This window comes from Pseudomonas sp. 21LCFQ02 (assembly GCF_024129895.2).
Taxonomy (GTDB): domain Bacteria; phylum Pseudomonadota; class Gammaproteobacteria; order Pseudomonadales; family Pseudomonadaceae; genus Aquipseudomonas.
In genome coordinates, this window is the sequence record NZ_CM178749.1 from 5116551 (window position 1) to 5130592 (window position 14042).

The 14042-nt window shown below is 63.5% G+C and carries 11 protein-coding genes; 1 reads left to right on the plus strand and 10 read right to left on the minus strand.

Annotation, left to right across the window (positions count from 1 at the left end):
* The first annotated feature begins 59 nt into the window (after nt 1-59).
* Entirely contained in the window at nt 60-1241 is a 1182-nt protein-coding gene (hmpA, locus tag NJC40_RS23125) for an NO-inducible flavohemoprotein (RefSeq protein ID WP_253115931.1), read from the plus strand.
* 72 nt (nt 1242-1313) lie between these two features.
* Here hmpA and NJC40_RS23130 read toward each other — a convergent pair whose 3' ends face one another.
* The 10 genes from NJC40_RS23130 to tssH are packed head-to-tail and all read right to left on the minus strand — an operon-like array spanning nt 1314 to nt 14027.
* Nucleotides 1314-2183, minus strand: a complete 870-nt coding sequence (locus NJC40_RS23130; protein ID WP_052483524.1) for a serine/threonine-protein kinase — start codon at nt 2181-2183, stop codon at nt 1314-1316.
* Entirely contained in the window at nt 2180-2842 is a 663-nt protein-coding gene (locus NJC40_RS23135; RefSeq protein ID WP_253142463.1) for a PP2C family protein-serine/threonine phosphatase, read from the minus strand. Before NJC40_RS23135 ends, NJC40_RS23130 begins: the two co-directional genes overlap by 4 nt.
* Nucleotides 2842-6297, minus strand: coding sequence for a type VI secretion system membrane subunit TssM (tssM, locus tag NJC40_RS23140; RefSeq protein ID WP_253142464.1), 3456 nt, complete (start codon nt 6295-6297; stop codon nt 2842-2844). The genes NJC40_RS23135 and tssM overlap by 1 nt, the downstream gene beginning before the upstream one ends.
* 7 nt (nt 6298-6304) lie before the next feature.
* Nucleotides 6305-7174, minus strand: a complete 870-nt coding sequence (gene icmH, locus NJC40_RS23145; protein WP_253142465.1) for a type IVB secretion system protein IcmH/DotU — start codon at nt 7172-7174, stop codon at nt 6305-6307.
* 5 nt (nt 7175-7179) lie between these two features.
* Entirely contained in the window at nt 7180-8511 is a 1332-nt protein-coding gene (gene tssK / locus NJC40_RS23150) for a type VI secretion system baseplate subunit TssK (protein ID WP_045492288.1), read from the minus strand.
* Entirely contained in the window at nt 8511-9008 is a 498-nt protein-coding gene (gene tssJ, locus NJC40_RS23155) for a type VI secretion system lipoprotein TssJ (protein WP_045494927.1), read from the minus strand. The genes tssK and tssJ overlap by 1 nt, the downstream gene beginning before the upstream one ends.
* Nucleotides 9009-9013: 5 nt before the next feature.
* On the minus strand, nt 9014-9763 hold the full coding sequence (locus tag NJC40_RS23160; RefSeq protein ID WP_253142466.1) for an FHA domain-containing protein: 750 nt from the start codon (nt 9761-9763) through the stop codon (nt 9014-9016).
* A gap of 8 nt (nt 9764-9771) precedes the next feature.
* Nucleotides 9772-9915, minus strand: a complete 144-nt coding sequence (locus tag NJC40_RS23165) for a type VI secretion protein (protein WP_144403335.1) — start codon at nt 9913-9915, stop codon at nt 9772-9774.
* 31 nt (nt 9916-9946) lie between these two features.
* Entirely contained in the window at nt 9947-11461 is a 1515-nt protein-coding gene (locus tag NJC40_RS23170; RefSeq protein ID WP_253142467.1) for a sigma-54 interaction domain-containing protein, read from the minus strand.
* Between the two features lies 1 nt (nt 11462).
* Nucleotides 11463-14027 carry a type VI secretion system ATPase TssH gene (gene tssH / locus NJC40_RS23175; protein WP_253142468.1) on the minus strand — a complete coding sequence of 855 codons (2565 nt, stop codon included), beginning with the start codon at nt 14025-14027 and terminating at the stop codon, nt 11463-11465.
* Nucleotides 14028-14042: the final 15 nt, after the last annotated feature.

A 14042-nucleotide genomic window follows, 5' to 3' on the forward strand; every position in this document is an offset into this window, starting at 1 on the left:
AGGCCTGGCACGGAAGTTGACTCTGCTATGGCAACCGTTAACCGCCAGGGAGTCATTCCATGTTCACCGACCCGCAACGCGCGATCATCAAGGCCACTGTTCCTCTTCTGGAGTCCGGTGGCGAAGCGCTGACCACTCACTTCTACAACATGATGCTCAGTGAATACCCCGAGGTGCGTCCGCTGTTTAACCAGGCCAACCAGGCCAGCGGTGCTCAGCCACGGGCGCTGGCTAACGCGGTGCTGATGTACGCCCGGCATATCGACCGTCTCGAAGCCCTTGGCCCGTTAGTGGGCCAGATCGTCAACAAGCACGTGGCCTTGCAGATTCTGCCGGAGCACTACCCGATTGTCGGCACTTGCCTGTTGCGCGCCATTCGTGAAGTGCTGGGTGAAGACATTGCGACCGACGAGGTGATCGATGCCTGGGGCGCCGCTTACGGTCAACTGGCCGATATCCTGATCGGCGCCGAAGAAGCCGCTTACCAGCATAACGAACAGGCCCGGGGCGGCTGGCGTGGGGCGCGTCCTTTCAAGCTGGTGGGCAAGGAAAAAGAGAGCGCGCAGATCACCTCGTTCTACTTCGAACCGCTGGACGGTGGTGCGGTGCTGGACTTCACCCCTGGCCAGTACCTTGGCCTGAAGCTGAACATTGATGGCCAGGAACTGCGCCGCAATTACTCGCTGTCGGCACTGGCCAACGGCCGTGGCTACCGGATCAGCGTCAAGCGCGATGAGCAGGGTATCGCTTCGAGGTATTTACACGATCACTTGCAGGTCGGCGACCGGGTCGAGCTGTTCCCGCCAGCCGGGCATTTCACCCTGCAAGACTCGTCGCGTCCGCTGGTATTGATCAGCGCCGGTGTCGGCATCACCCCGACCCTGCCGATGCTGGAAAGCGCGCTGGCTAGCGGCCGGCCGATCACCTTCATTCACAGTGCCCGCAATGCCAGCCTGCAGGCGTTCCGCCCATGGCTGCAAGAGCAGCAGCGCAAGCACCCACAGCTGAGCCTGTACGTCTGCTACAGCCAGCCTGAGGCCGGTGACCGTTTTGATGCCCAAGGGCGTCTTTGCCAGGAAGTGCTGGCCAGCTGGCTGCCTGCCGATCGCAATGTGGATGCCTACTTCCTGGGGCCGGTCGGTTTTATGAGCAGCGTGCGCCGCGATCTCAAAGCACTGGGCGTGCCTGAGGCGCAGAGCCATCACGAGTTCTTCGGCCCTACCGGGCAACTGCCTGACTGACCGATTGAGCTGAGCGGCGACAGCCCGCAAAAACAGCTGATCCGGCCTGAGTGCCGGGTCAGCCTTTTGTGTTCAGCCACCCAATAGTCGTCTCAACCTGCCTGGCCTGGCGCTCAGTGCCTGGCGCAACTCTTGGGCACTGATGGTTCTGCACGCTGGCACCAGCGCCAGCGCCTGCCGCAGCGCAGGCCAGCAATGGCTGGGCAGGCGGGCCGGTTTGCTTAGCGAGCGATCCAGCCGCGCCGCCTGGGCCTGGTCGCCGGGCAGGCGCTGGTAAGGGTGCCTGCCGCAGGCCAGTTCGAAGATCAGACAAGCGCAGGCATAGAGATCGGTGGCTTCAGACAACCCACCACCGGCGCAGAGTTCAGGAGCGGCGTAGGCCGGGGTCCAGGCGTTGTAGCGCTCGCGACTCAACTGCGGTACGCCGGGCAGAATGCCGGGCTGGCTCTGACCGAGGCCGAAATCGAACAGCTTCAGCCCCTGCTCGCTGAGCATCACGTTGCCCGGTTTCAGGTCGCCATGCACGACCCCCCTTGCATGACTGTGCTCCAGAGCCTCAAGCAGCGCACTCGCCACCTCCAGCAACTCGCTAAACGGCAAGCCGGTCAGTTCGTCACAGAGCCAATGATCCAGAGTCAGGCCACGCAACAGCTCCAGGGTCATGAATGCACAGCCTTGCGGGATATCAACTTCAAAACTGTGGCAGCGCACCACGTTGGGGTGATGCAGATGCCGGGTCAGCGCAAATTCGGCAAACAACAATGACCCGGCATCCGGCACGTGCTGGAACGACTCACCCAGCAGTTTGACAGCGATATCGGCAGCCGGATCACCGTACTGCTCGTGCAACAGGTCGCGGGCCTGCCACACCACCCCCATGCCGCCAACGCCCAGCAAGCGGTCGAGACGATAGCGCCCGGCCAACACCCGTGGCGGCTTCATCGGTCGACCACCACAGCGGTCAGATTGTCCGGTGCCGGCCCCTGCAGAACCTGCGCGAACAACCCGTGCAACGCAGCCTGCGGGGTCGCCAGACCGAGCGCCTGGCCCAGCCGCGCTTGATCCAGCATGCGGTACAGACCGTCACTGCATAACAGATAGCGGTCACCGGGCTGAGCGTGCCAGCGCAGCACCTCCAGTTGCAGATGCTCGCGCCCGCCGAGTGCGCGGGTCAATGCGGCCCGGCCTCGCTCTGCGGCATGATCGCGGGTCAGTTGGTAAAGCTGCTGACCACGCCACAGGTAGCAGCGGCTGTCGCCAACCCAGACACAAGCGCCCTGCTGCCCCTGCAACAACAGCGTCACCAAGGTGCTGCCCATGACCCGCGGCGCTTGCCCCTGGCTTTGGGTGAGCTGCAACGCCAGATGGCGGTTGAGCCCATGCAGGCGGCAGCGCAGCAGCTCCAGGCGCTGCTCCAGCTCGCCGGGCCAGCACAGGCCTGCCAGCGTATCGACGATCAAGCGGCTGGCAAGCTCGCCAGCCTGATGCCCGCCCATCCCGTCGGCCACCGCCCACACGGCCTGCTCCGGACAGTCGAAAAAGGCATCCTGATTACACACGCGCACCTTGCCCGAGTGGCTGCCCGCCGCGCTGCGATACATCACAGTTGCGCCGGCAGACGGAAACCACGCAGCACACTCAGGTCCAATGGGTTGGGCATGCGTTGGCTGGTCAGCAGATAATTGGCGCGCAGGCCGCCGACATCGGCCTTGAACAGCAAGACATCCCGGCCACTGAGCGGCTCACTGGGCATCAGGTCGAGCAGCCGAAACAGCGACCAGGGGCCGAGGTTTTTCTCGATACCTACAGTGCGCCCGGCCATCCGCTCGACCAGCAGGCTCGCACTGCCCTGCCCGGCCTCGTCGGGCCAGCTAAAGGTCATGGGCACGATGGGCCCGTGACGGTACTCATGACGCCGCTCGCCAAAGCGGAATTCAGCGCGGCTGGCGCCGCTGTCAAGGCTGTAGGGTTCCAGCCGAAAACGCACTTGCGGCTGGCTCGGGTCTTCAGCGAAAAAACCCTGTCGGATGCGCTGGCCACGGGCAATCTGTTCCAGCACGGCACGAGACATCGGCAGGCTATGGCCGTCGATGCTGCGCAGCCGGTAATTATCGGCAGAACCGCTGACAAACGCCTTCAGATGCTGCTCGAAAAAGCGTTCCAGGACCCCCTGAGCCTTGAAGAACTCACGAAAGTCATTGAGCGCCACATCGCTGCTGCTGTGGGCGTGAAACGGATAACGCTGGTCAATGGCACGGCTGTAAAAAGCGTACAGCTCACTCTGATAGCGCTGATCGAGATGCCGGTAGGCATCGGCCAGGATCAGGCGCCAGGCATCATCAGCCAGCAGGTTGAACCAGCCGCCCACCGGCCTTGGCAGGCGCGCTGCGGTGTTGCGCAACTGGCTCAGGGCATCGCGCTGCCCGGCCATCCGCGCCCGGGCCATTTCGTAGGCGAATGGCTCGGGTTGACTGGCACGGGCCAGGCTCGCCAGTTGCTGCTGGACCGCATCCAGTCCTTGCAGGACCGCCACCAGTTCAGCGGTGGGTGCGTCATTGTCATCCAGGAGCCGATGCAGCGGTTCGAAGCGCAACTGCATGGCTTTGCGAGCATTCTCCGGCAGCACCAGGGCCTTGCTCGCGGCCCCCGCAGCGGCCTGCAACGCAGCCCCCGCGACTGGCGCCGGCAGCGCTTGTTCAGGATCCGGCAGAGCCAACGGGAAACGCGTGTTGTCGCGGATCTGGGCCAACAACTGCACAACCGGCGAGCTGGCCGACAACAGACCGCTGACCAGATCGGCGCCCTCCCCGGCCTCGCTGAACGGCAGCAGGCCCAGGCGGCCCACGGCATCACTCCAGTGGCTGGCGTAGTCACGAAAATACAGTTGCTCCAGTTCGACCAGCAGGCGACGCATGTCCGTCCCGCTCAGCTCACTGCCCTCGCCCAGCACCCAGTTATCGCGCAACAGCTCGCTGATCTGCGCGGCACTTTGTACCGAAAAGAACTGCCGATAGCCTTGCCGGGTGAAGAATCCGGGAATCGCCTGCTCGGCACCGACGAACAATTCACGCTGCGGCCCCAGATGCTGGCCGAGGCGGTAATCCGGCAGGCTGCCCGCGCGTTCCCGCAAGACCTTATAGGCCAGGCTGGCTTGCGACTCGTTGCGCAATGCCTGACGGGCCTGGGCCACCAGCGGCTCATCCAGCGGCTGGCTGAAGGACAATTTCAACAGCTTGGCAACGTGCTGCCCCAGCCCTTGCTGCACCGCTGCATGACCTGGATACAACCGCGCCCACTCGCTGCCCAACTGTTCTTCCAGCCAGGCTGGATCACGGCGCGTCGGCAAGTGCAGCATCAGGTAGGCACGCAGATTATCCAGCAACGCCTCACGGTCGTGCAGGCTGGAGCGTACGCGGGCTTCGAGCAGGCGGGTCAGCCGCGGCAGCAAATGGCTGCGCAATTCGTCCTCGTAGCGCGCCTGCAACAACGGATTGCTGGCCCAGCCCTGATACAAACCGTTGCGCTCGTGCCAACTCATGGCCAGACCATCAGGAAACACCTGGGTCGCCTGCCAGCTGATATCAAGGGTTTTCAGCGCGGTCATGGCGTCGGCGGCCGGGTCCAGCGCCTGCCGCTGCTGTTGCCAGTCGCCGGCCAGTCGCCGCAGAGTTTCCAGACGCTGATGATTGGCGGAAAACCCGCTGGTCCATAGCGCGCCGCCGACCATCAAGGTGGCCAGCCCGCCCCCCAACAACAGCCGCTGCCCCCAATGGATACGCTGCCGTTCACTTGGTGCAAGGCTTTGCTGATGCGCCTCACGCAGGATCACCCGGGCGAACAGTTCATGGACGAAACGACCTTGCGCACCACCTGCCCCGCCGAGAGGCTGCGCCTGCGACTCAGGCTCCGCCGCGCTGGCGCAGGTCAGGTAAACGCCGATCAGCCGATGACCACTGACATAGCGGCCGGAGAAAAACAGCTGATCGATGAGCATCTCCATTTGCTCGCCAAGAGCAGCCATGCCTGGCGGGAAGTCGAGCATACGACTGCGCAGTTGCTTGTCGCGCTGCTGGTGCAGCCGGCCAATGAGCTGGCTGTCGAGATGGCGCAGCAACGCGTCGATCTGCTGATGTACCGCCTGCCGGTCGGTCGCGGGTTGTTCAGCGCTGAAGCTGACCCCCAGCGCCTGACTGTTTTGCTCGCGGCTAAGTGAATCAAAGAACGCGTTGAAACCCGGCAGTTGATCCGCTTTGCTCAGCACCAGATACACCGGCACCTGCACTTGCAGGTGCCGACGTACCTCCTGCAAGCGCTGACGAATCTGGCTGATCAGCTCCAGTAGCGCTGGCGTCTTGCCCAGCTCAGGATTGCGCGCCTCCAGTAACATCGGCACCGCAACGGTGATTAGCACGCCGTCGAGCGGTCGCGCCCGGCGACGTTTGCGCAGCAGTTCCAGCAGCGTGCGCCAGCCACCGCCATCCACGCTGGCATCGGCCTGGGCCAGGTAGCGCCCAGGCGTGTCGATCAGCACCGCCTGGTCGGTGAAATACCACTGGCACTGCTCGCCATCGTGGTCCTGGCCGAGCGCCAGAGGTTCGCCGCGGTCGAGGGCGAACTCCAATCCTGAGCACGCCAGCAGACGGCTCTTGCCACTGCCTTGCGGGCCGATCAGCAGATACCAGGGCAATGGCTGCCGATCCTCGCTGAACAGGCTGGCGTGCCTGAGGCTGCGCAGCGCTTCGGCAAAGCGTTTGTGCAGGCTGCGGCGCTCATTGTCGAAGCGCTGCTGGTCGGCCTGCTGTGCTGCCCGCTGCGGGTCAATGACCGATGGCCGGCCGCGCCACCAACGACTCAACAGCATGACCGCTCCCCAGAGCAGCAAAAGTGCGCAGACGGCCAGCAATCGGGCAAGCACGCTGGCCAATACCCGCACATCATTGATCGCCAGTGTCGGGCCGCCCCACCACACCAGTGCGCCGCACGCCAATACCAGCGCCAGGCTCCACACCCAGGTCTGGCACATAGCCCCCGGAACTTTCTTCAGGAAATCTCTCATCATGCTCTCACGGCAGGTTCTGGATCAGGCTCGGGACGGCGACTTGCCAAGGCTGCAGTACGCTCTGACGCTGCTCATCGAGCACCCAGGCAAATCCGCCATACAGCATCGCCAGGCCAGCGAGGGTAAACAGCAAAACCATCCACCACGGCACAATCCGCAAGGTGGCCTGGTGACTGTCCGGCACCCCAGGCCAGGCCGGGGTCAACCCGCCGGACGCCTCGCCGCGTAACTGGCGGATCTGCCGGTACAACGCATCGCGAACCTCCTCCAGTTCCACATGGCCTGCGTTACGCACCCGATAGCGACCCTCGAAGCCCAGCGCCAGGCACAGGTACATCAGTTCCAGCAACGGCAGATGCCGAACCGGGTTGCGGCTCAGTTGCTCAAGCAGGCGAAAGAACGTGTCGCCACCGAAGGTCTCGTTATGAAAGTGACTGAGCAGGCTGTTCTGTGCCCAGTCGCTCTGGCGCCCCCACTCGGTGGTCACCACCTGCTCATCGAGCACCGTGCACAACACGTAGCGAGCGGTGTTCAACTGCTCGCTGTCGATACCGTCGCGCAACGCCTGCCACTCAAACTGACGCACCTGTTCACGCAAGCGGTTGTTGAGCTGGCTGATATCGGGAGGTGGCAGATCAAGCCTGATGCGCACGATGCTCGACAGCAGTGCCGAAGCCGCCGCCACCAGAGCATTCAGTCCCAGACTGAAGCCGGCCGCTGGCCGCGCCTCAGCGCTGTAGACCATGCGTTCCTGAAGCTGGGCAAAGCGCGGGGCGTCACTGGCGGTGGTCAGCGGTGCCTGGGTCGGCCCCTGGCCCTGATGGTCGAGCAACACCGTCATTTCATCGTCTGGCTGCGGATTATGTTGATTCATGAGGTTCAGTTCCTGATGGCCCAGAAGGTCAGTTCCAATCCGGCAAACTCGCCGGCGACATGAAAGGCAAAGCCTCCGGAGCGCCCCAGCAGTTCCAGTGCCTCGCGGTCAGGCTCCAGGACGAAGTAGGTCTTGTTGGCATGGAAAGGAATCTGCCGGGGTGCTACCGGCAGCGGTTTGAGACGAATGCCCGGCAGATGCAGGTTGACCAGTTGGCGGATGTGCTCCACTGCACCGGCCTTCAGGTGTGCCGGCAAGCGCTGACGCAGCTCTTCGCTGTCGCACAGTGCACTGGCAGCGAGCACGAAGCTCGACGACGCCAGCAGGCTGTGGTCATGAAGGATCGCCACCTGCACGCCGTACTGGCGCTGTTGCAACGGTAGCTCGATGGCGTGCTGCTCAAGCACCATCGACAGCACCTGGCGGATCGCCTCCAGTAGCGGCCGCAGGCTGGCCCCTTGATCGTTGTGCCGATAATGGCTGTCAAGCACGGGGCGTTTGCTGTCGCTGGCAAAAGTTGCCAGTTCTCCCAGCAACCCCAATAGCAGGCGGTACAAGGCTTCGGGCGCGACCCGCGGTTGTGCCAGGCAGTGCCGCAGCAGCAGTTCGTTACGATTGATCAGTTGCAGCATCAGCAGGTCACCAACCTGGGCGCTGCCCTGCGTGCCGCTGCCGCGAATCCGCTCGGCAATGGTATCGCCTCGATGGGCCAACAGGCTGATGACTTCCTTGAGGCATGACAGCATCCATGGCGAAGCCTGCAGATGCACAAAACTGGGGATGAAGTCAGCCGCCAGAGTGATCGCGCCAGTGGCCGCTGCTTCGCGGATCTGGCAGATTTTCAAGCGCACCCAGGCCTGTTCGCCGGACGGCTCGCCCAGCAAAAGGCGCAGGTCGGGCCGCGCACAGTGAATGGCGGTGCTGCCCTGCTCCCCGGCGTTGGAGTCACTGACCTGGGTCTGGTAGACCGTGTAGCGCGCCAGCACGTCGGACTGCTCGGGGTGCCGGGCTTCGATGTGGTTGCCGGTCACCAGTGGCAAGCCCAGATAAACTGCGGTATCGACAGTATTGGCCGGCACGTCGAGCGCCAGCGGCTCGGGCGTGTTGCCCAGTTCGAACAGGCTGCCGTCGGGCAGCACACCGCTGGCCTCGCTGACCACCAGCTTGCCCATATTGAGAAATTGCAGGTCGATCACCAGACTGAAAAAACCCCAGTTGTAGGCCCCCAGCAGGCAGGTGCGGGTCTTGAGCTGATGGTCGTGGTAACGATCGTTGTGTTGCAGGTGCTGGGGGCGCAGCAGCATCCCTTCCTGCCAGATGACTTTATGCGCGTTCATCACCACTCTCCGTCTGGCGCAGGCGGCCCGCGACGCTGTTCGATACCATTGTGATCAAGCAGCAGTACCGCCTGGTTGCGCTGACCGGGGCCGAGGGTCAGCACCTGGCGCCAGCGAGTCTCGTTAAGCTCACGGTAGGCCGCCAGCACGCCGAGGTGCCGGCCGCTTTCCACCAGCAACTTGAGCCGCCGGGTTTCCCCAGGACGCAGTTCAAGCTCTTCGCTGACCAGCAGATCAGCCGCCAGGGTGTCGCGAGGTCGTTCATACAGACTGAAAAAATCCGCCGTCTCGAAGGCCACCGGGTGGCGCAGTTCGAACAGGCGCAACACAACTGGTGAGGGACGGTCATGCTGGTCCGGGTTAAGCCGGTCACTGGCCGCCAGGGTCAGGTCCAGACGGGTCGGTTCAGGGGCGGACGACAAAAGGCTGCAACCGCTCAATGACAGCAGTGCAATCAAGGTCAGCCAGCGCTGTGGCGGGCATTTGAAAAATGGCATCGGCATCACTTGCGAAGATCGCTATGAAGGGGCCTGATCAGGCGCAGTTGTTGGTCATAGGCACGGGTCAGCTCCTGGAGCAGCAGGTTCTGGCGCACTAAAGCAGCGCCATCGAGTGCCAGTTGTTCGCACGCGGCCTGGTCAATACCGTCCAGGCAAACGCCAAGCGCTGTTGCGTAGGCCTGCCAGAAGGCTGCGGTCGGTGGTTGGCGCGCGATCGAGTCAGCCAGCAGTCGGGGCACTTGCAGTTGCTCCCTGTCGATGCCGGCAGGCGGCAACTGTTGTTGCTCGGTGTGCTGGTCATCCAGGTCGCTCAGTAGCCGGCCCAGTGGCTGCCGATGAGCCAGGGACTCACTGAGCAGAAAGGCGTCGTCTGGAATCAGGCTGCCTGCCGGTATCGGTCGCCCGCCCCGTGTTTCGCTGTCATCTGCTGCTGGCAGAAGGCGCGCATGCAGTGTCAGCGAACCAAGGCGATAGCAGGCGTCCGACGCGACTGGTTGCGCCACGCCTCTGGGCAGTCGGCTGCCAGTTCGTAAATCGAAGGAGCCGTTGCGGCTGATATCGGTCAGCCAGAACCGGCCGTCCTGCCAGCTGATGCGCGCATGCCGGCTGGATACGTGACGCAGCGTGTCCACCAGCACCCAGTCAGCCTCCGGACTTCGGCCAATCAGGCCACCAGTCTGGCCGAAACACATGTGCGCAGTGCTCACCTGCTGGCGCTGTGCGGGGTCGAGTATCTCAAGGATCAATTGCATTTCTACACTCACACTCCAGGCCCACGTTCGGCCGCCCGAGGGTCACCCAACGGGCGGTAATCACTGTCATCATTGGCCTGAAACAGGCCACAAGCGCTAAGACCAAGCATCACCAGAACCAGCAACAAGGCATGCCGAAGGCGCAGGAACATAGGTTTCTCCATTTATGAATCGAGGTTCAGCTCAGCAATCAGCGGGAAGTTCGCAGCGGATGTTGAGTCGTTGCAGGCGGTACAGCAGCGTGCGCCGGGCCATGCCAAGCTCGCGGGCCGTCTGGGTGCGATTGCCACCGTTGTTGTGCAGGCTTTCGATCACCAGGGCACGCTCGACCCGCTCCAGACGCTGGCGAAGATCGCCGCTGCCTGACGCCGGCAAGACGCCGGGCGGGCCGATGAAATGCTCAAGGCGCAACTGGCGGCCCTCACTGAGCAGTACAGCGCGCTCGACCAGGCCTTTGAGCTCGCGGACATTGCCGGGAAAGCCATAACCATTGAGGTAATCCAGGGCCGCTTCTGACCAGCGCACCGTGCCCTGGCGCTTGGCAACCGCCAGCGCGGCAAAATGGCGAGCCAGGGTCGCCACATCACCCTGGCGATGACGCAGGGCCGGCAACTCGATAGGAAATTGTGCAAGCCGGTAATACAGGTCCTCACGAAAGGCTCCGGCCTTGACCAGCGCCCGCAGGTCGCGATGGGTCGCAGCGATCACCCGCACGTCGATCCGGTGCGGCTGGTTACAACCCAGCGGACGAATCTCGCCTTCCTGCAAGACCCTGAGCAGCTTGGCCTGCAAGCTCAATGGCATGTCACCAATCTCATCGAGCAACAGCGTACCTCCGCACGCGGTATCGAACAGGCCGGGGCGGTCGCGCAACGCACCGGTAAACGCACCTTTGCGATAGCCGAACAACTCGCTTTCCAGCAGACCTTCCGGGCAGGCCGCGCAGTTCTGCACCACGAACGCACCGGCCCGACGCTCTCCGTAATGATGGATCGCCCGCGCCACGACTTCCTTGCCGGTGCCAGTCTCGCCATTGAGTAATACGGTGCAATCGCTACGCAGAACCTTGCCGATCATCTGCCGGGTCTGGCTGATCGCCAGGCTGTCGCCGATCAGGCCATAGCCGTCAGCCGGCGCCACCGGCGAGTGAGTCGGCCCCGCCACGCCGGACGGCTCAAGCGCTGCGTGGTCGGCCTTGCGGGCAAGCATCAGCGTGCCCAACTGCGCCAGCACCCCGGCCGCGCCATGCAGTGGTCGCTGGCGGCTACTGGCGCATAGCATCAGCCCTTTGACCTGCCCGGCGACATCGGCCAGCGGCACACATAACAAGGTCCGCCAGCTGCACTCCGGCAGGAAGCTAATGTCATGCAATACCGCAATGATCGGGTTCAGGTACAGCGGCTCACCCTGACGCAAAGTGAAATGCAACAGCGGGCAGTCGCGGTAGTCCAGCGCCGGCTGCGCGGTGCCGTGCACCACAGCGTCGTCAGCCACAGACGCGGCAACGTGATGTTCTGCATCCAGATGCAGCCTCACGCCTGTGCTGTCGAGCAGGTAGACCTGAGCCAGTTCGCAGCCGGTGATGTCACTGAGAATGCGCACAAAATCGTGCAGTAGAGTCTCATGCCCGGCGCTGGCCAGCGTCACGCACTGGCGCAACAGCTCAGTGGTTTGCTCATCGAAGCTTGGAAGCGGCATTTCAGGAGAACTCCCAAGCCACGTGACCATCGCTGGCGAGACCGGCATGGACCCGCTCAAGGGTTTCGCCACTGGCCATGGCGGCCAGCAGGCGATCGACCAGAACCGGCATCAGTTGCTGGTCGAACAGAGGGTCGATCAGCCGCGCCCCACTGGGATCCTGCTGGCAGCGCTGCGCCAGTTGCACCACCAATTCAGGGCTGTAGCTGAACTCCAGCTGACGCTGGCGCAGGCGTTGCCCCAGCTGTTGCAGTTTCAGGCCGACCAGTTCGCCCAGCACGGCAGCACCCACCGGGTAGTAAGGCACCACACGCATCCGCGCCAGCAACGCCGGCTTGAAATGGCAACTAAGCGCGGGGCGAATCTGCTCGACCAATAACCCTGGCTCGGGACGCGCACCCTCGGCACACAACGCTTCGATCTGCTCGCTGGCAAGATTGGAGGTCAGCAGGATCAAGGTATTGCGAAAGTCGATCTCGCGGCCCTCGCCATCGTTGGCAATGCCTTTATCGAAGATCTGGTAAAACAGGTTGAGCACATCCGGATCGGCCTTTTCGACTTCGTCGAGCAGCACCACCGAATAGGGCCGCCGGCGTACCGCCTCGGTGAGCATGCCGCCCTCGCCATAGCCGATGTAGCCCGGCGGTGCACCGATCAGCCGGGCCACGCTGTGCTTTTCCTGAAACTCCGACATGTTCAGAGTGGTCAGAAAACCCTCACCGCCATACAGCAATTGGGCCAGCACTCGCGCCGTCTCGGTCTTGCCCACGCCGCTGGGGCCGACCAACAGAAATACCCCTACCGGCGCATCGGGGCGATTGAGCCCGGCAGCAACCGTACGCACTGCTTGATCAAGGATCTGTACCGCCTGGTCCTGGCCTCTGATCCGCGCCTGCAAGTCTTGGGCAAAGCCTGCGACCCGCGCATTGTGTTCGCGAGCCAGTTGTTCTACCGGCACACCGGTCCAGGCACTGATCACTTGCGCGACCAGCCGTGGGCAAACTTCACAACTGGCCAGACGCTGCTGCGCATGGGCGTCGGCCAGGGCTGCGCGGGTTTGCAGCAGCTCACTCAGTGCCACGCCGTCATCCTGGCCGGCCGCTCGGACCTCACTGAGTTGCTGACGCAGCTCAGGCAAGCGCTCGGCCAACTCGCGCTGCCGATGCCAGTCGGCTTCCAGCGCCGGGAGCTGTTGTTCGGTATGCACCAACCGGTCTTGCAGCCGGGCCATGGCCTGCGCCGCCACGGTGAGTCCGGCGTCCTGATCGCGGCGCAGCGCCTGAAGTTGGCGCAGTTGTTGGGCATGCTCATCACGTAGCCGCTCCAGCTCCGCTGGCGCCGCGACCAGACTGATGCGAGCTCTGGCACAGGCGGTGTCCAGCACATCCACGGCTTTGTCCGGCAGTTGTCGGCCTGCCAGGTAACGTGCTGAAAGTTCGGCAGCGGCCACCAGCGCATCATCGCGGATGTAAACACCGTGGCTGTGTTCATAGGCAGGCGCCAGCCCACGCAGGATCGTCAACGCCTCAGCCACGCTGGGTTCGTGCACCTGCACAGGCTGAAAACGTCTGGCCAGGGCCGGGTCTTTCTCGAAGTATTTTTTGTATTCCGACCAAGTGGTGGCCGCAATGGTACGCAGCTCACCGCGGGCCAGGGCCGGTTTGAGCAGGTTGGCGGCATCGCTGCTTCCGGCCTGGTTACCGGCACCGATCAGGGTGTGGGCTTCGTCAATGAATATGATCACCGCTGGAGTGGCTGCGCGGGCCTCCTCGATCACGCCCTGCAAGCGCCGCTCGAACTCGCCCTTGATGCTCGCCCCGGCCTGCAACAGCCCCAGATCCAGCGCCAGCACGCGAACGCCTTGCAGCGCCGGCGGCACTTCACCGGCGCTGATGCGTAGCGCCAGGCCTTCGATCAAGGCGCTTTTACCGACGCCAGCCTCACCGACCACAATCGGATTGTTCTTGCGCCGCCGCAGCAGAATATCGATCAACTGACTGATTTCGGCATCCCGGCACAGCACCGGGTCAAGTCGACCCGCCAGTGCCTGACCGGTCAGATCATGGGTAAAGCGCGGTAACAGTGCTTCGCTACTGGCCGCCAGCACGGCGTGCTGGCTGTCGGCTTGCGCGGCCGCCTTGAGTCGTTCGAGATTGAGTGACGCCAGCAATGGCTGATAGCCCTGACCGGCGTGCGCCAGCGGGTTGCCCAGCAGCGCCAGTAACAGCGCCGCCTGGTCGATGCAGGCCCGGCCCAGCTCCAGATTGGCCACCAACAGCGCTTGCTGCAGCCATTGCACCAGCTCCGGGGCAAACGTCGGATGGCGCGAGGTGCTCTGGCCTGGGCGCGGTTGCAGCACAGCCTGCAACCGGCCAGCGTCGACACCGGCATCGCGCAAACCGCGCTCGAGCAGGCCCTGTGGGCGCTCAAGCAGACACAACAGCAGGTCGTCGACCAACAACTGACTGGCACCACGGCTGACACAGCGCTCGGCGCAGGTTTGCAGGTCGGCGCGGGTTGGGGCGTCGACTGCCTGAATGAGTTTTTGCAGGTCCAGATTGATCATGCTTCAAGAGGTCCT

Bases quoted from the DNA above. Each gene is read 5' to 3' on its own strand.
- NJC40_RS23135 (WP_253142463.1), bottom strand. From the start codon at position 2,842: ATGTATCGCAGCGCGGCGGGCAGCCACTCGGGCAAGGTGCGCGTGTGT.
- tssM (WP_253142464.1), bottom strand. From the start codon at position 6,297: ATGAGAGATTTCCTGAAGAAAGTTCCGGGGGCTATGTGCCAGACCTGG.
- NJC40_RS23160 (WP_253142466.1), bottom strand. From the start codon at position 9,763: ATGCAATTGATCCTTGAGATACTCGACCCCGCACAGCGCCAGCAGGTG.
- icmH (WP_253142465.1), bottom strand. From the start codon at position 7,174: ATGAATCAACATAATCCGCAGCCAGACGATGAAATGACGGTGTTGCTC.
- NJC40_RS23170 (WP_253142467.1), bottom strand. From the start codon at position 11,461: ATGCCGCTTCCAAGCTTCGATGAGCAAACCACTGAGCTGTTGCGCCAG.
- NJC40_RS23165 (WP_144403335.1), bottom strand. From the start codon at position 9,915: ATGTTCCTGCGCCTTCGGCATGCCTTGTTGCTGGTTCTGGTGATGCTT.
- tssH (WP_253142468.1), bottom strand. From the start codon at position 14,027: ATGATCAATCTGGACCTGCAAAAACTCATTCAGGCAGTCGACGCCCCA.
- tssK (WP_045492288.1), bottom strand. From the start codon at position 8,511: ATGAACGCGCATAAAGTCATCTGGCAGGAAGGGATGCTGCTGCGCCCC.
- tssJ (WP_045494927.1), bottom strand. From the start codon at position 9,008: ATGCCATTTTTCAAATGCCCGCCACAGCGCTGGCTGACCTTGATTGCA.
- NJC40_RS23130 (WP_052483524.1), bottom strand. From the start codon at position 2,183: ATGAAGCCGCCACGGGTGTTGGCCGGGCGCTATCGTCTCGACCGCTTG.
- hmpA (WP_253115931.1), top strand. From the start codon at position 60: ATGTTCACCGACCCGCAACGCGCGATCATCAAGGCCACTGTTCCTCTT.